20 protein-coding genes and 2 pseudogenes are annotated in these 23,078 nt (G+C 25.3%); 21 read left to right on the top strand and 1 reads right to left on the bottom strand.

The features are described 5' to 3' along the window. Positions 1–6: 6 nt before the first annotated feature. The 21 genes and pseudogenes from NX779_RS04295 to NX779_RS04195 all read left to right on the top strand — a co-directional run bounded on the left by NX779_RS04295 (position 7) and on the right by NX779_RS04195 (position 22,883). Complete coding sequence (locus NX779_RS04295; protein ID WP_259430153.1) at positions 7–1,227, top strand: HD domain-containing protein; 1,221 nt, start codon at positions 7–9, stop codon at positions 1,225–1,227. An 18-nt stretch (positions 1,228–1,245) separates the two neighbouring features. Continuing rightward, positions 1,246–1,677, top strand: coding sequence for a DNA-directed RNA polymerase subunit delta (gene rpoE, locus NX779_RS04290; protein ID WP_259430152.1), 432 nt, complete (start codon positions 1,246–1,248; stop codon positions 1,675–1,677). Positions 1,678–1,760: 83 nt separating this feature from the next. After that, complete coding sequence (pyrG, locus tag NX779_RS04285) at positions 1,761–3,362, top strand: CTP synthase (protein WP_259430151.1); 1,602 nt, start codon at positions 1,761–1,763, stop codon at positions 3,360–3,362. A gap of 91 nt (positions 3,363–3,453) precedes the next feature. Beyond that, complete coding sequence (locus tag NX779_RS04280; RefSeq protein ID WP_259430150.1) at positions 3,454–4,311, top strand: MFS transporter; 858 nt, start codon at positions 3,454–3,456, stop codon at positions 4,309–4,311. A gap of 107 nt (positions 4,312–4,418) precedes the next feature. Continuing rightward, a complete protein-coding gene (gene fba / locus NX779_RS04275) occupies positions 4,419–5,309 on the top strand; it encodes a class II fructose-1,6-bisphosphate aldolase (RefSeq protein ID WP_259430149.1) in 891 nt (296 codons plus the stop codon). Positions 5,310–5,444: 135 nt separating this feature from the next. Continuing rightward, entirely contained in the window at positions 5,445–5,726 is a 282-nt protein-coding gene (gene rpmE, locus NX779_RS04270; RefSeq protein WP_310795079.1) for a 50S ribosomal protein L31, read from the top strand. Positions 5,727–5,825: 99 nt separating this feature from the next. Continuing rightward, a complete protein-coding gene (locus NX779_RS04265; protein ID WP_259430148.1) occupies positions 5,826–7,703 on the top strand; it encodes a regulator of G-protein signaling domain-containing protein in 1,878 nt (625 codons plus the stop codon). Position 7,704: 1 nt separating this feature from the next. Continuing rightward, positions 7,705–8,649: a DHH family phosphoesterase gene (locus NX779_RS04260; protein ID WP_259430147.1), complete on the top strand. Its 945-nt coding sequence runs from the start codon at positions 7,705–7,707 to the stop codon at positions 8,647–8,649. A 4-nt stretch (positions 8,650–8,653) separates the two neighbouring features. Continuing rightward, positions 8,654–9,280, top strand: coding sequence for a thymidine kinase (locus tag NX779_RS04255; protein WP_259430146.1), 627 nt, complete (start codon positions 8,654–8,656; stop codon positions 9,278–9,280). Positions 9,281–9,283: 3 nt separating this feature from the next. Continuing rightward, on the top strand, positions 9,284–10,375 hold the full coding sequence (gene prfA, locus NX779_RS04250) for a peptide chain release factor 1 (protein WP_259430145.1): 1,092 nt from the start codon (positions 9,284–9,286) through the stop codon (positions 10,373–10,375). Continuing rightward, positions 10,365–11,215 (top strand): annotated as a pseudogene (prmC, locus tag NX779_RS04245) (peptide chain release factor N(5)-glutamine methyltransferase). Before prfA ends, prmC begins: the two are co-directional and overlap by 11 nt. A 12-nt stretch (positions 11,216–11,227) precedes the next feature. Next, complete coding sequence (locus tag NX779_RS04240; RefSeq protein WP_259430143.1) at positions 11,228–12,757, top strand: hypothetical protein; 1,530 nt, start codon at positions 11,228–11,230, stop codon at positions 12,755–12,757. Next, positions 12,732–13,232: an L-threonylcarbamoyladenylate synthase gene (locus tag NX779_RS04235; protein WP_259430142.1), complete on the top strand. Its 501-nt coding sequence runs from the start codon at positions 12,732–12,734 to the stop codon at positions 13,230–13,232. The genes NX779_RS04240 and NX779_RS04235 overlap by 26 nt, the downstream gene beginning before the upstream one ends. 163 nt (positions 13,233–13,395) lie before the next feature. Then, complete coding sequence (locus NX779_RS04230) at positions 13,396–14,892, top strand: MFS transporter (RefSeq protein WP_259430141.1); 1,497 nt, start codon at positions 13,396–13,398, stop codon at positions 14,890–14,892. Between the two features lie 198 nt (positions 14,893–15,090). Further along, positions 15,091–16,005 carry a hypothetical protein gene (locus NX779_RS04225; protein WP_259430140.1) on the top strand — a complete coding sequence of 305 codons (915 nt, stop codon included), beginning with the start codon at positions 15,091–15,093 and terminating at the stop codon, positions 16,003–16,005. Positions 16,006–16,053: 48 nt separating this feature from the next. After that, a complete protein-coding gene (locus NX779_RS04220) occupies positions 16,054–16,590 on the top strand; it encodes a hypothetical protein (protein ID WP_259430139.1) in 537 nt (178 codons plus the stop codon). Positions 16,591–16,633: 43 nt separating this feature from the next. Next, positions 16,634–16,783 carry a hypothetical protein gene (locus tag NX779_RS04215; protein WP_259430138.1) on the top strand — a complete coding sequence of 50 codons (150 nt, stop codon included), beginning with the start codon at positions 16,634–16,636 and terminating at the stop codon, positions 16,781–16,783. Next, positions 16,768–18,300 carry a cardiolipin synthase gene (gene cls / locus NX779_RS04210; RefSeq protein ID WP_259430137.1) on the top strand — a complete coding sequence of 511 codons (1,533 nt, stop codon included), beginning with the start codon at positions 16,768–16,770 and terminating at the stop codon, positions 18,298–18,300. Before NX779_RS04215 ends, cls begins: the two co-directional genes overlap by 16 nt. A 7-nt stretch (positions 18,301–18,307) precedes the next feature. Then, positions 18,308–18,667, top strand: a complete 360-nt coding sequence (locus NX779_RS04205; RefSeq protein WP_259430136.1) for a hypothetical protein — start codon at positions 18,308–18,310, stop codon at positions 18,665–18,667. Between the two features lie 285 nt (positions 18,668–18,952). Further along, a pseudogene (locus tag NX779_RS04200) lies at positions 18,953–20,333 on the top strand (IS3 family transposase). Between the two features lie 246 nt (positions 20,334–20,579). After that, a complete protein-coding gene (locus tag NX779_RS04195; protein ID WP_259430135.1) occupies positions 20,580–22,883 on the top strand; it encodes a BspA family leucine-rich repeat surface protein in 2,304 nt (767 codons plus the stop codon). Here the strand turns inward: NX779_RS04195 and NX779_RS04190 are convergent. Beyond that, complete coding sequence (locus NX779_RS04190) at positions 22,861–23,073, bottom strand: hypothetical protein (RefSeq protein ID WP_259430133.1); 213 nt, start codon at positions 23,071–23,073, stop codon at positions 22,861–22,863. The genes NX779_RS04195 and NX779_RS04190 overlap by 23 nt on opposite strands. Between the last annotated feature and the right edge of the window lie 5 nt (positions 23,074–23,078).

Below are 23,078 nucleotides of genomic sequence, written 5' to 3'. Positions count from 1 at the left end.
ATGAATATGTATGAAAAAGTTATAAGAGATAATGTTCATGGTGATATTTATTTCGATCATCCAATATATATAGAAATTATTAATTCTAGTGAAATGCAAAGATTAAGAAGAATACTTCAACTAGCAGGAAGTCAATTTGCTTATCCTAGTGCAACTCACACACGTTTTAGTCATTGTGTTGGTGTATATTATGTTTTACAACAATTTTTAAAAAATAGAGATTTTAAATTAATTGATCAAAAAGAACAAATGTTAGTTAAACTAGCAGGATTATTACACGATGTTGGGCATGCTGCTTTTTCTCACACATTTGAAAGAATTACAAATAAATCTCATGAAAGTTATACAACTGAAATTATTAAAAACACTGATGGAAACATTAATAAAATTCTAAAAAAATATGATATTAATCCAGATGATATTGTTGCTATTATTGATGGAACTTATAAAAATAACATTATTAATTTACTAGTAAGTTCTCAAATTGATGCTGATAGATTTGACTATTTAATTCGTGATTCATATAATTGTGGAGTTGATTATGCAACTTTAGATGTTAAATGATTAATTAGAAATGCAAAAATTAGAGATAACAAAATTGTTTTTCCACACAAAACTATTTATGCAATTGAATCATATTTACTAGGTAGATATCATATGTATCAACAAGTATACAATCATAAAACTTCAATTAGTTTTGATGTTATGTTTTCAACATGATTTAAAAGAATTAAATACTTAGCTGACAACAACTACAAATTCAAAGATAATAGAATTTATGAATTATTTAGTGCATTATTTGAAAATAAACCAATTAAATTAAAAGAATATCTTCAAATTGATGATTATTTAATGTTTAATATATTTGCTAATTGCCAAAACGAACAAGATCAAATATTAAGTGATCTTTCAAAAAGAATTAATAATAGAGAATTATTTGCTTGCAAGAGTGAACAATTAGTTGAAAAAGATAAAATATTAGACAAATTGAAAGAAAAAGGATATGATCCTGAATATTATTTACTAAAAACAGTTTCAAAGCCTGCAGTTATGTATAAAATAGAACATGAGGCAAAAAAAGACGAACACATTTACTTATTTAATGAAAAGACAAATAAAATAGATGCTTTAGAAAATGTAAGCCTTTTATCAAGTGCTATAAAAGAAAATAATAATCAAAAAAATGAAATTAAATACTTATTTCCTAAAGACTTAGAAATAAAGTAGTAGAAAGAGACTATAAAAATGAATAAAAAAACAAATTTAAATTTAGTTTATGACTATTTACTAGCAAATAAAAAACCAACAACTTTACAAGACATTTGAAATGAGATTTCTAAAGATGTTGTAAGTCAGAAAAAAGATGAAATTTCAGTTATTGCTGATTTATATGGAGATATGGTTTTAGATAATCGTTTCGCTTTAACATCTGATGGTTTATGAGCATTAAGTGCTGATCCAGAAGTTGAAGATATTAAAAAACAATTAGCTGCTAAACTAGAAGAAGTTGAGAAAAAACCAAAACACGAAATCGATGATGAAGATCTAGATGATTCAGAAATGGTAATTGATGATGAAGATCTTGAAGAAGAGTATTATGATGAAGAATACGAAGACGATGAAGAAGATGATGACGGATTCGTTACAGTTAGTGAAGACGATTACGATGATGAATAATTTTTAAAAGTTGTAAAACTTATGTTTTTATGACTTTTTTATTTTAGGTAAAATATAATTAATTGATACAAGGAGATAGACAAATGGCAAAATTTATATTCGTTACAGGTGGAGTAGTTTCAGGTTTAGGAAAAGGAATAACAGCTAGTTCATTAGGTGCTTTATTAAAAGCAAGTGGATTAAAAGTATTTATGCAAAAATTTGATCCTTATTTAAATGTTGATCCAGGGACAATGTCTCCATATCAACATGGTGAAGTTTTTGTTACTAGTGATGGTGGAGAAACTGATTTAGATCTAGGTCATTATGAACGTTTTACAGATGAAGAATTATCAAAAATTTCTTCAACAAGTGCAGGAAAAATTTATCTAGAAGTTATTGAAGGTGAAAGAAGAGGAGACTCTCAAGGAAAAACTATTCAAGTAGTTCCTCACATAACTGATGCAATTAAACATAAAGTTTATTTAGCTGCTCAAAGAAGTAAAGCAGATGTTGTTATTTCTGAAATTGGAGGAACTGTTGGAGATATTGAATCTCAACCATTTATTGAAGCTATTCGTCAAATTAGAATGGAACAAGGTAAAGAAAATGTAATGTTTATTCACGTTGTTTTATTATTATGATTAGCAGCATCAAAAGAATATAAAACAAAACCAATACAACATTCAGTTAGAGAATTACTAAGTTTAGGAATTCAACCTGATGTTATTGTTTCAAGAAGTGATAAAAGTTCACCTCAAGAAATTAAAGAAAAAGTTTCACTATTTTGTAATGTTCCAACAGAAAACATTATTGATGCAGTAGATCAAGATTCTATTTACAGAGTTCCTTTAGCAATGGCTGAACAAAACCTACATAAATTAGTAATTGATCAATTAAAACTAAATGCTAAACCAATTGATCTATCATCATGAAAAGAATTTAATAAAAAAATTGATACTTCAAAAGAATCAATTGAAGTTACATTTGTAGGTAAATATATCGAATTACAAGATGCTTATCTTTCTGTTATCGAATCATTAAAAATAGCTGGATGAGAATTTAATAAAAAAGTTAAAATTAAATGAATTCAAGCTGATAAATTAAATGAACACAACTATAAAGAAGTATTAAAAAACTCAGAAGCGATTTTAGTTCCGGGTGGTTTTGGAAACCGTGGTATTGAAGGAATGATGTTAGCAAGTAGATTTGCAAGAGAAAATGATATACCTTATTTAGGGATTTGTTTAGGAATGCAAATTGCTACAATTTCAATGGCTAGAGATTTATTAGGTTGAAAAGATGCTAACTCAACTGAATTTGATGAAACAACACCTCATCCAATCTTTGATTATATAAGAGGAATTGATCGTCACAATATTGGTGGAACATTAAGATTAGGAACAATGGCGACTAAACTAGAAAAAGACTCAATTGCTCAAAAACTATATGATTCAGATAATGCTTATGAAAGACATAGACATAGATACGAATTTAATAATGAATACAAAAAAGATTTAGAAAGTGTTGGATTAAGATTTTCGGGAATATATGAAGAACAAAATTTAGTTGAAATAATTGAAATTCCTAAATTAAAATTCTTTGTTGCAAGTCAATTCCATCCTGAATTTACATCTCGCCCTAACAAACCAAATCCACTATTTAAAGGATTTATCCAAGCAATTGTGAACAACAATAAAAAATAATAAAATATAATAAACTATCACTTTACACCTAATAAGAAATTATTAGATATAAAGTGATTTTTGTTCAATAGAAAGGTGAGTGAAAAATAATATGATTAAACAAATTTCGGATTACTCTACTTTACAATGATCAGCAATTTTTATCGGTATTATTAGTTTAATGATTGTTATATTATTGTTTCAATTAAGATGATCGTATCTAGTTTTTGTTAAATATGTAAAAATGAGTAGAAAAATATTTAATAATCAATTAAATCTAGAAAATAGTCCATTGATAAATAAAAAGATTTTATTTTCATATATAACACTTAGTGTTGGTTGTATGTTATTGATTTATTTTTCTAGTCTTTTAATATCTTATTTTTTAGAGTCAAATTTAGTTGAAAAGATAAATATATTTTCTGATTTTGATATTATAAATGTTTTTATTATTCTTTCAAAATTTGTTATCATTCCTAACACATTATGATGATCAACTGCAATTTTTGTTATATGATTGACTACAAACTTTTTATCTTTTATTATTTTAATATTTTGTTTATTTAAAGTATTTCAAAGTGTTGATTCTATTGCTGAAAAAAATCGCGATAAAGTCGAAAAACATTTTAAAGAAATAAAAGAAAAATTTATCTCAAATTCTGAATACAAAGATTTTAAACTTTTATATAAGAATAAAAATACATTTTTATCATGAAGAGTAAAAAATACTAATGCTTATTTTGTTAAAAAGATTGAAAAATTAAAGAATTCTCATCGTTATTCACCTGAATATGATTACAGACTATCTTTATTAATGCTTGATTATATTCATTCTTGAACATTTATGTTTATAGCAATTGAGAAAAAGCATAAAAATTATTCATTTTTAATTAATGATAAAGAAAGTATCGCTGATGATCAATTAGTAAAAGTATTAGTTGAAAACTTTTTTGCAGTTGCTTATAAGTAGTTTATTTATTTAAAAACTTCGATATATTTTCGCTATATTAGGTGCTAACAATATAGCTGTTTAAATGATATTATTATATAAACGCAAGGTAAGGAGATTATTATAAAATGCCAAAACTATATCACAAACGTTTAGTTAATGCTAAACAAATGGTAAAAGATGCTCATGCCAATAAATATGCAATTGGGCACTTTAATATTAACAACTTAGAATGAACAAAAGCTATTTTAGAAGCAGCTCAAGCTTCAAACACTCCAGTTATTTTAGGAACTAGTGAAGGTGCTATTAAATACATGGGTGGAGTTGAAACTGTTGTTGGAATGGTTAACGGATTATTAGACTTTTTAGATATTACTGTTCCAGTTGCTTTACACTTAGATCATGGTCAAACTGTTGAAATGGCTAAAAAATGTATTTTAGCAGGTTATTCATCAGTTATGTTTGATGGATCACACTATCCATATGAACAAAACTTAGCAATGACAAAAGAATTAATTAAATTTGCTGATGAATACGAAGTTTCAGTTGAAGCTGAAATTGGTTCAATTGGTGGAGAAGAAGACGGTGTTGTTGGACAAGGTGAATTAGCAGATCCAAAACAAGCTGAAGAAATTTCAAAAACTGGAATTTCAATGTTAGCTGCTGGAATTGGAAACATTCACGGTAAATATCCAAGTTGATGAGAATCACTATCATTCGACACATTAGAAAAATTACAACAAGCATGCAATATGCCAATGGTATTACACGGTGGATCAGGAATTCCTCAAGATCAAGTTAAAAAAGCAATCTCAATGGGAATTTCAAAAATTAACGTTAATACTGAATTACAATTAGCATTTAGAGATGCTACTAGAAAATATGTTGAATCAGGTAAAGATTTAGATGATAATACAAAAGGATTTGATCCACGTAAATTATTAAAACCTGGATATGAATCATTAAAATCAACATTCTTAGAATTAACTGAATGATTTGGATGCAAAGGAAAAGCTTAATAACTTTTCTAATTCATAGATAATTTAAAATTTTAAAGTAATCTTAACTTTAAAATTTTTATTTTTTTAAATTTTGTTATATACTATATAACGTATCAAATATCGAAATGATAACATAGCGAAAGGAGAAAGACTATGCCAAGAAATGATATTCAACCAAAATACTTTAACGAAGCTAAATTCGTTTGTACAACTTGTTCTAATGAATGAGTATGTGGTACAACTAAAGCAGAAGAAATAAGACTTGATATTTGTTCAAATTGCCACCCATTCTACACTGGGGCTCAAACATTTGTTAACAATGCTGGTCGTGTTGAACAATTCAAATCTAAATTTGCTAAAAGAGATTCTATTAAAGCAACTGCTGAAAAACACTCAGCTGATCAAAAAGCAAAAAACAAAGAAAGCCAAAATTAGTTATTTTAACAATATTTACTCACAACTACGTTGTGAGTTTTTCTTTTTTAAAGTTAAATAATTTAAAATATATTTATATAATGGATTGGAGGAAAATTAATGTCATATAAATTCAGTGAGTTAACTTTTCTAACCAAAGATCCTAAAATAGAAAGAATTAACTTTACTGCTGGTGATGGTGAAATAATTAATGTAGTTATTCGTCAACCAAAAAAATTCAATTTCTTTAAAAGAGTTTTACTAGGTAAAGAAAAAAATAAAACAGGAAGATATCAAATTGATGAAATTGATATTGTAAATAAAAGATTTGTTAAAAATAATGTTGAATACATTAAAAACAACAATTTTTTCCAACGTTTAATTCCTGCTAAATGAGTTTTAGTATTATCACTACTTTTCAATACTAGATTTTTAAGAAAAGCTTCTGTTTCTTATATTGAAGAAAAATATAATTATTTATCATTTGTTGCTTCTAAAAATGAAAACAACGATCTAAAAGTTAGAAAAAACATTGATAAAGTAATATCTCAATTTATAACTAACTCAACAACAACAGAACAAAAAGTTTTAAATGATTATTTAAAAAAATTATTAAAATACAATCAGAAAAAACCTTTAGATATTTTTAAAGACTTTCCTGTTCAAATAAAAGTTTTATCAAAATTAATTGAAAACTTAAAAGTAACTGTAAGAATTAATCAATTAATGCTAATGTTCCAACAAATTATGTGAGATAACATTTATGCATTTGATGAACTAAGAGATTCTTGTTCTTGTGAATATAATATTAAAAGATCATCAAATAGAGAATTGAAAAAGAATTGAAGAAAGTTTACTTATTCTCAAACTAAATATGCAGTAGGTAAACAACTTAAAATAATAGGTTCAAAAATTACTGAGTTAAGAATCGCAATTTATAGAGATAATAAAAAACTAAAGCAATTTCAAAAACAATTAGATTTTGAATTTAAAAAATATTTTAAACAATCTGAAATCTCTAAAGAATCATATAACAAAGTTGAATGAGCATATAAAAATTGACAAAAAACAGTTGAAGATCAACTTTCTGATATTGAATATAAACAAAAAGAAGATATGTTAGGTTTACTTCGTCAAGAATGCAAAATGATAGGAAAGCAAATCGCATATCTAATTCATAAATATCACGAACAAATTCTTTCTGGTAATGCTAAATATAATAACAAAAATGAATTTTTAGTTTTAAAAAAATACTATAAGGATCAAATTAAAAATATTTTCCAACAAGCTTCAGAATGAATGAGTGAAAACGTTGAAAAATACAATATGAAATTTCAATGATTCATTAAAAGTAGTTTTCAAATATCATCATTAAACATTATTTATATTAAAATGTTAAAAGCTATTAATTTAGGTAAAAGAAATATTGTTTTTTCAAATCTTACTCAACTTTTAAATCCTAAAGATTTTGATAAATTAACTGAAACTATTAAACGTATTAGAGAACTTAATCCTATGTTAACATTTGTATTTTTAAATGATTCATTAAGATATGTTCCGGATCTTTCAAAAAAAATTTACAGTGTTTATAACAATGAAATGCAACTTTTATCAGCTGAAGATATTTTTGATATTAGTTTAGAACAAAACATTCTACCAAACTATAACAATTTAAAATATAAGAAATTAGAAAATGAACAAGTTGAAGTAGAAAATAAAAACTGAAATTTAGAAAATAATGAAATTAGTGATAACGGAACAATTTATTTAAATCCTTTTAGAGTAAATTTAAGTTTCGGTGGAAGAGATAATTTACCAATCATTTTAAGATTAGTAAAATCTAATAGGTTTATTGATAAAAACATTTATTGTGGAGTTACTGAGTATAAAACAAAAATATTTTTCTATAACAAAACAATTCAACTAAAAAATAATGACAAAATAGTTGTTCACGTAGATAGAAAAAGTATAAGCAAAATAATTTCTGAAGAGGTGTAGAATGTTAGATAATAAAAAATGTGAAAAATTAGTTGAAAAAATTAAACAATACGACAACGTAATCATCGCAAAACATAAACTACCTGATTGAGATGCTCAAGGTAGTGCCATGGGTCTTGCTTATATAATTGAAAAGAATTTTGAAAATAAAAAGATCTTTGTTGTTGGTGAAAGATTAAACCATGATTTAGATTTTTTAAGTAATGAAATTAGTGATGAATTTGTTAAAAATTCACTATTAATTACAGTTGATACTGCAGTTAAATCACGTATTGATTTTGATAGAGTTGAACTAGTTAAAGAAATATTTAAAGTTGATCATCATATTAATGTTGAAGATTATGCAGATAATGATTTGATTTTAGATTCATCAATTGCAAATACTGAAGTAATCACTTTATGAGCAATGCAAATGAATTTAATAATTCCTAAAAAAGCTGCACATAATTTATATTTAGGTTTATTAACTGATTCTGGAAGATTTTTATATGAAAAAACAGATTCACAAACTTTTATAGTGGCTTCTAAATTATTAGAATTTGGTGCCGATTTTAAAAAAGCAAACGATTATTTATACGTTTCATCATTAAAGATGAGAAAATGAATGAATTTCACCTTTTCTAAAGTTAATATTACAAATACAGGTATCGCATATATTGTTTTAACAAAAGATGATCAAAAAGGTTGAGATTTAAATTACGAAGAAATTAAATCTTGTTTATCTACAATGGCAGGAATTGAAGAAATTAAAATTTGATTCACTGTTATTGAATATGAAGATCAATTAAAAGTGTCATTCAGAAGTCGTGATTATGAAGTTAATAAAGTTGCTGAAAAACACAACGGTGGAGGACACAAACTTGCATCAGGAGCAAGAATCGAGTCATTAAATGAAATACCAACTTTAGTGAGTGAATTAGAAGAGTTAATACAAAATGGAGGGTAAAGTTATGAATGATATAAATGAAGTTGAAATGAGTTGTTCAAACAACAAATTGGGTTGAATAGAACTGATTACAGGATGCATGTTTGCAGGTAAAACTGAAGAGTTTATAAGAAGATTAAAAATCATGTCTTATGCTAAGAAAAAAGTTGTTGTTTTCAAACCAGGACTAGATCAACGTTATTCAAAACAATGTGTAGCTTCACATAGCGGAACAATGTTAGAATCTAATATTGTTCAAAAAAGTGATGATATTAGAAAAATAGTTGAACAAGAAAATTTAATTAAAAAGGTTGAAGTTGTTGGTATAGATGAAGTACAATTTTTAGATGAAGGTGTAGTTGACTTAATCGACGAATTAGCAGATCAAGGAATCATTGTTATAGTTAATGGACTTGATAAAGATTTTAGATCTGAACCATTTAAAAATGTAGATAAACTTTTAGCAATAGCTGAGTTTGTTACAAAACTAAGAGCAAGATGTCATATATGTGGTAATTTTGCTAATAGATCTCAAAGAATTGTTAATGGAGAACCAGCCAAATGAGATTCACCGCTAATTTTAGTTGATGGAAAAGAAAGTTATGAAGCAAGATGTAGAACTTGTTATGTATTACCTAAAAAAGGAGACTAATTAATGAATCCAAAAACATATGAAGCATTAGAAACTATGCAAAAAAGACTAGATCAAATTAATGAAGATCTACAAAAAGAAGAAATTCTAAAAGATATTAAAAAATTCACTGAACTAAATAAAGAAAGATCTAATTTAGAAGAAGTTGTTGAAAAATTTGTTGAATATAAACAAACTCAACAACAAATAATTGATGCTAAAAACATTTTAGAAAATGAAAAAGATCAAGAATTAATTGAATTAGCTAAATTAGAATTAGAAGAAAACAGTGAAAAAATCGAACCTCTAGTAAAAATAATTGAAGAAATGTTATTACCAAAAGATCCAAATGATGACAAAAATGTTATTGTTGAAATTCGTGGGGCAGCTGGTGGTGATGAAGCAAATATTTTTGCTGGTGATTTATTAAGAATGTATAGACTTTATTCTGAAAGTCAAGGTTGAAAAATTAATATTATGGAAGCTTCACCTGGAGAAGCTGGAGGATATTCTCAAGTAGTATTCATGGTTAAAGGAGATCGAGTTTATTCTAAATTAAAATTCGAATCTGGTGCTCACAGAGTTCAACGTGTGCCAAAAACAGAAGCTAAAGGTAGAATTCAAACTTCAACTGCAACAGTTGCTGTTTTACCTGAAATGAGTGAAGTTGAAATTGAAATCAAACCATCAGATTTAAGAATCGATACTTACCGTTCATCAGGAGCTGGTGGACAACACGTTAACACCACTGATTCAGCTGTACGTATCACTCATATTCCAACTGGAGTTGTGGCTGCTAGTCAAGATGGTAGAAGTCAACACGATAATAAAGATATAGCAATGACTATGTTAAGAGCAAAAATCTATGAAGCTGAATTAGAAAAACAACAAGCAGAAGCTGACGCTAATAGAAAAAGTGCTGTCGGAACTGGTGCTAGATCTGAAAAAATCAGAACATACAACTACCCACAAAACCGTGTAACTGATCATAGAGTTGGATTAACTTTAAACAAATTAGATCAAGTTATGGAAGGAAATATTGAAGAATTTATAATTGCATTAATAAACGAAGAACAACGTCAAAAAGTTGCTGAACAACTAGAAAATGAAGCTTAATATTTACAAGGTTTTTAATAATATTTTAAATAATAAAAACATCAGCATTTCAAAAGCTGATGTTTATGCTATTTTAGAGTATGTATTAAAAAAAGATTATCAAGCAATTATAACTGATTTAGATTATCAATTAACAAATCAAGAAAAAGAACAAGTTAATCAAATAATAAAACTATTAGAACAAAAATATCCTTTAGCTTATATCATTAAAAGTAAATATTTTTACAACAATAAATTTTATGTTGATAATAACGTCTTAATACCAAGAGTTGAATCAGAAGAAATTATAAACTTAGTTTCTGATTATGTAAAAAACAATAACAATTTAAAGATAATTGATCTTTGTTCTGGTAGTGGTTGTTTAGGTATTAGCTTAGCTTTATTAAACAAGTTAAACAACGTTTTATTAGTTGATATTGATACTAATGCTTTAAATGTTTGCAAAACAAATATTAATAATTTCAATTTAAAAAATACTGAAATATTACAATCAGATTTTTTAGAAAATATTATTAAAAATAATATCAAATCTAATGTAATTGTATGTAATCCACCATATATTGATATTAATGATGATTCTGTTGATGATAGTGTTAAATTATATGAACCTAATATTGCATTATTTGCTAAAGACAATGGATTATATTTTTATAAACAACTAATTAATAATATTGATAAAGTTGTAGATATTAATAATAAATTTATTATTGTTTTAGAATTTGGTTGAAATCAAAAAACAGTAATTGAGAAAATAATTAATGATAATTGTTTAAAATATAATTGAGAATTTAAAAAGATAATTACAATAATTGAAGAAATCTAATAATTAAAAATTTTTAAAGGAATAAACATATGATTAAAAATAAATATCTTTCGAATCTAAAACTCAAATTGATTAATAATAAATTTTCAATGAGAATAAAAGATTCTAATCCAGAAATTCAAAAAAGAAATCTATCGATCTATTTTAGATCTATTTTAGCAATAGTAGTATTTTTACTAACTATTATGCCTTTTTATGTGTATGTTTATATTATTTTTAGTGACAAAGGATTACTTTATTATTTTGACCATTTTAAAACTATTTCTTCACATTTAATAGAATTACCAAGCAGAGCTTATATATGAGGTTATGCAATAGCTGGGATTATTTTTACTTTTATTGTTCTTGTTTTATTTATTCTTTTTAAAGGTATTGTTAGTGTTTCAAACAACCGAAGATATAAACAAGTAGTAATTGTTTCAATTGTTTTTTTAAGTGTTATTACAATTCTTTTTCAAACTTTATCACAGTATTATTATGGATTTTATGAAGACTTTTTACATTATGAAACTATTACAGGAAACTCAGATAATAAAATAGATGAAATGAAAGAAATAGCTAGATGATATTATGAGCATTATTCACCTTCAAGTGTTAGTGCAGATAAATTAAATGCATTTCATTGAATAAATGATGAAAAAATTTGATGAGTAAGTTTTGTTCAATTCTTTTTCATGTTTACTATAATTATTTCACTACAAAATGTTGTTTTTGCTGATAATTCATCAAATCAAGAAGATAAATATGTAACACACTTTGCTCAAAAAAACTCATTATTTTCAGGATCTAAATTTAAAATTTATGCAAATAAAATATTTTCATATAAAGCAAAAACATTATCTAACTGAGTTTTAGTAACTGTATTTGCAATTTCATCAAGTGTTATATTTTACATAGTAGTTATTTCAACGCGTGGACCTATTCAATCATTATTTAAATGAACTTATGAATATCCTAACTTGTTAAAAGATATGAATGGTTTTGAAGATAATGTATTTAATAAATTTAAAGACACATTAAGTTTAGAACAAACTAGTCCGTTAACTATTTTGTCTTTTCCTATATTAGTATTAGGAATTACTTTATCAACTTCATTATTTTTAGTTTCAGTATCATTACGCGGTCAAAACTTTTCTTCATTATCATTTAGATCGCAATATATCATTTTACTTATAGAATCAATTTTATTAATCATAAGTGTTTTTGTATCTCAATTAGAATTACAAAGAATTTCAGTTGCTTGAAATACTGATAATATGGGTATGGATTATTTAAAAGAAACAAAACAAATAATAACAGAAAATATCTATAATAAACTTACAGAAGAATATCCTTTAAATGGTATTGATAAAGAATTTAAATCTATATTTACTAATAATTATGTAATATTTTCTGAGTTCACTATTCTAATTACTTCAACATTAGTTTCATTTGCTATTATTGGTAAAGGAATTTACACTAAGAAAAATATTATTAAAGAAGTTGAACAAGAAATAGAAAATAAAAAATTTAAAATATTAAGAGGATATACAAATGCTAAAAAATCATGAAGAAAATAAAGCAATAGAACTTTTAAAACAAAATAAAATTATAATTTTACCCACTGATACAATTTATGGATTATCTGCAGTTTATAGTTTAGAAAATGAAAAACAAATTAATAAAATTAAAAAAGCTGATCTTAATAAAAGATTAATTATCTTAATATCAAGTTTAGATCAACTTAAAGATTTAGATGTTATTGATCAAACTGATAAAGAATTATTATTATCAGATCAACCTACAACAGTGATTTTCAAAACAAAAGATTCAAGTGTTGCTGTTAGATTAGTTAAAAGACAAGATATAAAAAATATCATTAATACTGTTGGTCCTATCATTTCAACAAGTGTTAATTTTCACAAATCTGAACCGTTAAAAACTAAAATTGATTTAGAAAATTTTAATAAAGATATTGTTGTGTTTTTTGACAAAGAATTAAATGCTTCACCATCTAGAATATATGATTCGATAAATAAAAAATATATAAGATAAAAAGATCTTTACAATGTAAGGATCTTTTTTTGATTGATTTTGATAAAAGATATTTTTTAAGTGCATAAAAGCTGTGTAAAAAACAAAAGTGCATAAAAGCTGTGTAAAAAACAAAACAAGCAAGTGATATAATAAGAAAGTGAAAAGAAAGGAAATAAAGATTGTGAAAGAAAAAGCAAAACAAAATGGTTTTAAAAGTTTCTTAGACAGAACATTTAAAACTTTAGATAAAAGAACTTTATTTGTTATTCTATTGCTTGCCGTTTCTGACACTTTAGTGTTCGTTTTCCCTTCATATCTAAGAAATGTTATGAGTTCTGAAACTATAGCATTAAACTTAGGTGTTAAGACTGAGCACCTATCTCAAGCTAGTGCGATTTATGGATATATCTCAATAGCTATTTACTTTTTTGGAAGTATTTTAGGAGATAAATTTAGTGTTAAATGATTAACAATTACTGGACTTGCTATGTTTGGTATTTCTGGTGTGTGATATGGTTCAATAGGTTTAACTGCAGGTGGAGCTTTAGTTGCTTCAGAAAACGGTCCTATTTTAAATCAAGTAGGACTTGAATCACGTTACATTCAACTATGTATAGTTTATTCTATTTGAGCATTTGCTAAGATTATTTTCTGAGCACCACTTTGAAAATTATTAGCTCAACAAGGAAAACCAGAACAAAATGGATTATTAAATGGAATTCACGGAAGTTTTAACGGATTTGCAGGAACTGTTTTAGTTTCAATAGGATATTTATTATTCTTAGTATTAACTCCAATTTTTGCTTCAAAAGGTGTGACTTCTCCAAGTGTGTGAAACTTCACTATTATGATTTACATGTTCTGTGGTTTAATTGCTCTTACAGTTTTTCTATTAATATTTTTCGTTAAAGAAGATAAACAAGCAAAACAAGACGAAGCAAGTTTTAACATTAAAGACGTATTTAAAGTTATTAAAAACTACAAAATCTGATTAGTTTCACTTGTTGTTATGGGAGTTTATATGTATCAAATGGGACTAAGTGTTCTAGTTTCATACCTACAAATCTCATTAGGAGTAACAGCTTCAGCGGTGTTCATTGGTGGACTTTTAAGAACTTATCTATTTAGATTTATATTCTCAGCTCCAGCAGGAAGAATAGCTGATAAAACTAAAAAATACATTAGATTCTTAATGATAGGAATTTTAATTGGAACATTCTTAGTAACAACAGTTTTATTCATACCAGGATTTAAAGTGGGATGAATTTTACACGAAGCTCCTAAGTGATATCTATGAACAGCAAGAGTTATTGTTTATACATTCTTCTTATGTTTAGGTGCGTTATGTTGAGGATTAGTAACTAACCGTTGAGCGACATTATTTGAAATTGGTGTTGCTAAAAAAGACTATGCAACAGCTGTTGGATTAGTTTCAGTTATTGCCTTTACTCCAGATGCTTGATTCCAACAATTACAATCATCATTAATTGCAAAATACAAAGTAGTAGATCCAGTAACTAATTTAGAAAACAACCAATTTGCTTATCAAATTTTAATGGTAACAATTATTTTAGTTGGATTATTAGGATTTGCATCAGGTGCGTTATTAATCTATTTAAACAACAAAGAAATGAAAAAGAAATTAGATCAACAATCTAAAACAGTTGAAACAAACTAGAATTAATTTATTCACTTTAAGTTTAAAAACTAAAGTGAATTTTTAATTTTTTAAAAAGATAAAAGTTAAAATAATTAAGTAAATAAAAGGTATTTTTTACTATAAACGGTTAATTATCACCACAAAAACATATCTCAAAACATCTAGTGTGGTAGTATAATCAATAATATAGAACAATACATTTAGGAGGGGTTTTCAATGAGTCAATATAGTTTAATTTTCAATTATAGAGATAACAAACATTACAACTTAGAACTTAATAGTATTATTAAAAAAAGGGGTTATCAAACATACGAAGACTGAATTCTAAAAAATCAAATAGATCTAGGTTTCACACCAATTTGTGCAGTTAATGATCGCAACGGTGTTTTAGGGGTATGTGGGTTCTTAAAAAATGGAATTACCATTAATAAAACAAGCGTTAACTCAGTATTAATAACTAATCAATTTGTAAAATCTAAAACTGGAAACGATGAAATGGTTGATCAAATGATTAAAGGGGTAATCGACAAGTATGAAAGAATAGTTGATCTATTCTACACATTTTCAAATAATGAAAATGATCAAACATTAATAAGAAATGGATTTAAAAAAGCTAAAGAATATACTTATTTCATGCAATGAGATCAAAATGTAGAATCTGAATTAGCAGTAGTTAAAAAATTATCACCAGAAAATAATGCTAAAGATTTAGAATTTATTAAAGATTATTTATTCCATTCAGCTAGAGAAAATTCACTATTTTCTGTAAAAGAAGATAAAGATCTACAAATTTATAATCTGTTAAAATACTACAAAAATAACATTTATTATTTAGCTAATTTAGACGCTATTGTAATGTTTTCAATTACAGGTCACACTTTCCAATTAATGGGTCTTTATTCAAAAAATGAAATTAATATTCAAACATTATTACAAAATATTGTTCCAAAAGGAATTTCACTAATTGAGTTCTATTTTGTACCAAATATAAAAAATAAATTTGTTGTTAAAGAATTAAGAAAAGTAATGGTTGGTGAAGATCACCACAGATCATTTGTTTATATAAGAGAAAACACAACTAATTTAGAGGCATCAAAATTTATTTTTCCATTACTAAACAGATTAAAATAGGCTTATGCCTATTTTTATATAATATAAATATAAGTGAGGTAAAAAATAATGAGTCCAAAGTTAACTAAAAAGAACGTTGCTTCTTTTTTAAAAAGACAAAAATACTTTAAAAATTTCATTAATGAAAATGATTTAATTTATACAGATTTTAAAAAGTTTTTTGCAAAAAGAAGAAGTAATTTAATAGTTAAAAATTATCTTTATATTTTAGGAATCTCAAATATGAAAATTGATACAAAACAACATTGAGATGTTTTTAACTTTATTAATCTTTGTTCTTATTATCTATATTACAATTTCACTAAAAATAAATCTAAAAACAAATTAGAAGATATGCATAAAACAATTGTTTTAAATGCAGAAAAATTAGAGTTTAATGAATTAAATATTAATTATGAAAAACAAGCTTTAGAAATATTATCTAAAGAATTTAAAATGAAATTTACCGAAAAACAAATTAAAAAATATTTTAGTTATCATGAAATATATTGTTATATTGCTAATGCATTTTCTAAGTTTTTTATGATGATAAAAACAAAATTTATATGATTACATTTATTGATTCACTTTTTATATTTTAGTTAGCAAATACTTTTTTAAAAAAAATCATATTCAGTCAAAACTATTTATGCTTCAACTTATTAGTAATCAAAAATTTACTCAAGCAATTGCAAAATTTTCACCTGAATTATTCAACTTATTAATTATTAAAAACAATAGATTTTCAAAAACAATAAAAAAACATAACAAAGGAACAGAACAATGAAAAAACCGTTAGTAGCAACTTTATCATTAATATTTATGTTTGGTTTAGCAATTGCTATTTTAGCAATAACAAGTGTTTATGCTCATTGATATAACTGAATTTCATTTTTCATTTTTCACTCTATTTGTTGTTGTTGAGCTATAGTTGTTTTAACTAATAAAAAAAGAAGATTTGAAACTAGAATCAGATGATCTTCATTCATAGCATTTGTACCTATTTTTGGAATTATTTCTTATATCTTTTTTGGTAGACCTTATAAATATAAAACAACTAAAAATTATTCAATTATTGATTTTAAACAAAAACAAACTAAACAAGAACAAAAAGAAATTGAAGGTATTTTAACAAATCAAATACCGCAATTTAAACGTTCTTTTAAAACAGGACAAAACAACTTAAATTTAAACTTATATAAAAATAGTGATGTTGAATTTTTAGATAATGGTAATAAATTATTTTTAAGTTTATTTAAAGATATCAGCAATGCTAAAAATTATATTTTATTAAACTTTTACATTATTAAAGAAGGTAGATTATTAGATCAATTAACTAATTTGCTAATTAAAAAACTTAAACAAGGTGTTAGAGTTTATATTATTTATGATTTTGTTGGATCATATGATATGTTTTCTAATTCTAAAAAGAAATTAATAGGTTATGGTGCAAATATTGTGAGTTACGCTAAAGTACATTTTCCTTTTATAAAATGAACAGCTAATTATAGAAATCACAGAAAAGATATATCAATTGATGGAAAAATTGGATATGTTGGTGGAATTAATATTGGTGATGAATATATTAATTTAAGTAAGAAATTCGGTTATTGAAATGATGCTCATATAAGAATAACCGGAAGTGCAGTACAAGGAATTGAAAAAATATTTGTAAGTGATTATGAGTTTTATAAAAATAATAAATTACCAAATATTTTAGAAGTTGAAAAAAATATAGGTAAAATACATGCTTTAAAAGAAAATAAAAACTCTTTAGTTAGAATTATTTCATCAGGTCCAAATCATAACGAACCTATTCATTTATCTGTTTTTACTAACTTAATAAATTCAGCTCAAAAACGTATTTGAATTTCTACTCCTTATTTTATTCCTCCTCAAGAAATAACTAGTGCATTAATATCAGCTGCTAATACTGGAATTGATGTAAGAATTTTAATACCTGGAATGAGTGATAAACCTTTCTTATTAGATGAAACAAAACAATGAACAAGAGATTTATATAAAGCAGGAGTTAAGATTTATTCTATGAATAATGTCTTTAATCATTCTAAAGTCTATTTAATAGATGATGAAATTAGTTTTACCGGATCAACTAATTTAGATTTTAGAGCTTTATTTGCTGATCAACAAACTATGGTATTAACTTATTCAAAAGAGTTAAATAAACAAATTAGTGATAAATTCAAATGAGATTTCGATCATAGTTTTGAATTTGATTTTACTCCTAATGATGAGATTAATTGATTTAGAAAAATTATAGTTAAAATATTAAATATTATTCAACCTTTACTATAGGAGAAGTATGTTAAAAGAAATATATTTACAAATAAATAATTTATATAACGATTTTAAAATGTGTTCTAGTTTTAGTTATCTACCTATTTACAATCATTTTATTAAACACAATCATTTAATTAAAAATATCACTCAAGCTAAAGAATTTAAAAAAGTCGTTAATTTAATTTATCAAGAAGGAAAAGAAAATAATTTCTTAAATTTAGCAATTTATGATGTTATTAAAATAATATCTTTTAAACTTGATTATTTTTTAAATTATTTATATGTTTATTATTCTGAAATTGAAAATAAATCTGATTACATTAAAGTTTCTACTCTAATTAAGTTATCTATAATTATTAAATTTGAATATAAAAATATTTAGTTGAACAAAATAAAATATTAGATCTTTTAAATGAATTTGAACATTTAGATATTAATCAACATTATGAAACTTTAAATATTAAAATTGAAGAAATTATTAAGTTAATATCTAATAATTTAGTTAAAGACATTAATGTTAAAAATGATAATAAATTAAATAGTTTATATGATTATTTAGATATTTTAAGTTTTATAAAAACACTTTAATTAATACACAAGATATTTGAGACAAGGAAGAGATTATTCTTGCATAGTACCCCCTGTCCGGACAGGGGGTACTATATTTATGGCGAAGTATTTATATGAGATCAAAAGAGAGTCATAAAAGAATTATTAAGTGGTAAGACTATTACTCAAGTGTCTAGAGAGTATGGAATAAACATTAACACGATAGTTAATTGGAAATGTCAATATGAATCTTTTGGTATTAGAGGTATTAGGAAGAGTAAGAATAAATCTATATACACTTCTGAGTTTAAAATTGCTGTTATAAAATATAAAAATGAAAATAATTTAAGTTTTTAGAAACAGCAAAACATTTTAATATAAAGAACGCATCGACAATATCTTTGTGAGAAAGCAAATATTATAGACATGGTGTTGCTGGTATTTCTAAATTAATTGGAAATGCAGGATATATTGATAACATGCCATCAGACAAAAAGAAACTATCAGAAACACAGACTGATAAACTTTTAGAAGAAAATAAGCGATTACAGCATGAACTAGAATTGGCTCGAGCTGAGAATATGTATTTAAAAAGTTGAGAGCTCTAATTCATTCAAAAACAAAGAAAAAGTAAAATCAATTTTAGAATTAGAGCAGAACTATCCGAACTTAAAAACATCTGATTGATTAGAAATTGCTAACATTAAAAAATCTACATTTTATGAATGAAAACAAAAACTAGAACAAAATATCGATAAGAACGATAAATACAGGGAAATTACTTTAAAAATTGAAGAGATTTTCTACGATAATGACCGTGATTTTGGCCATAAACGTATACACCTTCAATTGAAACTACTAGGTTACAAAATCAGTAAAAAGAAAGTTTTACAAATAATGAAAGAAAATGGCTTAGTTTCTATTTATAACGCTTCTAGACGACGAAAATACAGCTCTTACAAAGGAACGGTTGGAACTGTTGCTAATAACGTAATAAAAAGGGATTTTAAAGCAGATATACCATTCCTAAAAATATTTGGTGATTTAACTGAATTAAAGGTTGGTGAAAATAAGCTATATTTACAAATATATAAAGATGCATTCAACAATCAAATTGTTGGTTACAGTTATGGAACTAGACCAACTGTTGAGATGACAAATAGAGCACTTGACAGTTTTATAGACAAGATAATTCCTGGTAAAACTATAATACATACCGATCAAGGAATTCATTACCAACATAAATCATTTGTAGAAAAATTAGAAAAGGCAGGTGCTATTCAAAGTATGTCTAGAAAAGGAAACTGTCTAGACAATTCACCTGCAGAAAATTTCTTTAGTATATTAAAAGAGAAATGTTTTATAATAGAAAATACAAAAATATTGATCAAGTTATTGAGAAATTAAATTGATATATTTATTGATATAATAATAAAAGAATAAGCTTAAAACTAAGCGGACTAACACCTGTTCAATATACAAGACAGGTTACCGCTTAAAAAAGTCCGGATTTCGGGGTACCCAGCATTGCATAGTCTCCTGCCCTTGTTTTTTTTTTTTTTTTGATACGATGAAAAAGAAATTGAAACTCATAATAAAGCAATCACTTTACAACTTTAAATCTAAGATTTTTTAATATTATAAATACCATTATTTCAATTAGTTTATCCAGAATTTTAATTAATTTATTTAGATTTTCAGTTTTTATAGTGAGATAATTATATAGGATTGAAAGGGATGAAAGTATGAAGAATTTATTAACTATATTAAAAGCTGTAATGGCTTTTTCTGGCGCTAAAAATCATAGTCATACAGAACATAATTTAACAACACTTACAAATAAAAGTGAAATAAACGAAAATGAATCAATTAACTATAATATTCCACAAGAACAAGAACATGAATTTGATCCAGTTAATAAAAATAAAGTTACTAAAATAGGATGAATTCAAGGAAACAGAATTAGACCTTTTCCAGAAAATGTGAATGAAGTTCCAGAAGTGTTACCAAGTCATATAAGAAACTTAGATAGTGCATTTAAATTTAATACAAATGTAAAAATCCAAGGAATCGAAAAGTGAGACACTTCAAAAGTAACAATTTTTAAAGAAGTGTTTTTTAGAGCTGAAAATTTTAATCAACCAATTACTTGAGACACTTCAAGTGGAGTTAATTTCCAAAGTATGTTTCAAGGTGCTCCATCGTTTAATAGTAGTTTAGGAGACAAATTCGATACATCAAAAGGAAGAGATTTTTTTGGTATGTTTCAAGGAGCGAAAATTTTCAACCAACCACTTGGAGATAAATTTGATACAAGAAATGCTAGAAGTTTACATGCAATGTTTTCAATAGCACACGCATTCAACCAACGACTTCCAGAAAAATTTGTAATTAAAGAAGGTGTTAATGTTGTTAATATGTTTTATCACGCACATAAATTTAATCAAGACTTATCATATCTAATCGTTTCAGATGAAGACATAGGTTCAATGACAAATAACACTGTTTCATGAGAACAAAAAAATAGACCTATTCTAAAAAGTGATACAAAATCTATTGGTGTCCAAACTAGAGTTAAAGAAATCTGAGATAAAGAACTTAAAGATAAAATTGTTGTTGCAGAAGGAGAAAAGGTTCAAAAAAGTGAAATCCTTGAAAAAATTAAAGAACTTTTAAAAACACAAGCAAGCGATTTAGATATACAAGATGTTGAATTATTTGAAGATGAGAAAGATAGACTAATTAATAGAGACCCTGAAGATAAATTAAAACAAACAATCAAAATTAAAATCAATAATAGAATAGGTGCTTTATTAGATGTTGGAAAAACAGCAGAAGCGTTCACTATTTATATTGACAATGAAGGCAATGAACAAAGAACTGCAGAAAAAGATTTATATAATATACAAGCTAAAGAAATTAAACAAATTGGATACTATCATGATGGTAAAAATATAAGAGCTGTTAGAATGCCAAAAACAGTTACTAAAGTACCAACTCAGTTACCTAAACAAATAACTTCAATATCTAATATGTTTGAAGGTTGAGGAAGTAATAATCTTACAAATATCGAAGATATCAAAAATTGAAATACAACTAATATTGTAGAAATGAACGAAGTATTTAAAGGTTCATGAATATCTAAACAAGACTTGAACTGAAAAACTCAAAACGTAACTTCAATGAAATCAATGTTTGAAAACTCATGATTTGATGGTGATATATCAAGTTGAGATGTTAGAAAAGTTACTGACATGAGTAAAATGTTTCATAGAGCAGTTAGGTTTAATAATAACTCAATTTCATCATGACAAATTGACAGTTTAAAAGATATTTCTAATATGTTCAATGGTGCTACAATATTTAACCAAAACATAAGTAATTGAGATATTAAAAACGAAAGATTTATAAATGTTGAAAATATCGATATTAATACCCCGGCTTGAGAAGATAAAAATAAACCTTTCCCTAGAAATCTTCAGTTAAAAGATATTTCAGACATTATAAAAGAAGAAGATAGAAACGTTGGAAACTTTAATGTTTCTGATAATGAAGAATTAAAAACAAAAGTTCTAGAAGTTCTAAAACAAAAATATCCTAAATTAGATTTCGATAGTTTAGTATTGGAAATTAAGTCAAATACTCAAGCTACTTTAAAATCTGTTGATGGTGAAAATAGAAGATATAAAAATGAAATCACTATCAATTATTTAGCTAAATATAACATTTCAAGTTTAGGATTAACTACTAGTTCTATAATAGTTGACTCAAATGATAAAAATGAAATTATTGAAGAATTTATTAAACGTAATGAAGGTAAACTTGATGGATTAACTAAAGCTGACTTTGAAGCAGTAGGCGAACCTAAGGATAACTCAATTACTTTAAAAGTAGTAGAATCCAATAATAAATATCATGGTTCAATCGTAGTTAATTATTCAGTTAGAACTGCAATTGACACTCAAGCAACTAACACTAATGTTGGATCATTTGATGAATATAATTTCGATCAAATCATTGAAGCATTTATTGCAAAAACCCTAGTCTAAGTTCATTAACTAAAGATAATTTCGAACTTGTTGGTGATGCAACAACTAATTCAGTAACTGTTAAAGTTAAAAATAGCGATGATTTTAAAGGTCAAATTACAATTAACTTTAAACTTAAAACTGCAATTGACACTCAAGCAACTAACACTAATGTTGGATCATTTGATGAGTACAATTTCGATCAAATCATTGAAG

The sequence above is a fragment of the Mycoplasma cottewii genome (genome assembly GCF_024918975.1).
Classification (GTDB): domain Bacteria; phylum Bacillota_I; class Bacilli_A; order Mycoplasmatales; family Mycoplasmataceae; genus Mycoplasma; species Mycoplasma cottewii.
Note: the sequence above shows the minus strand (reverse complement) of the source record. Positions and strands in the feature narration are given on the sequence as shown.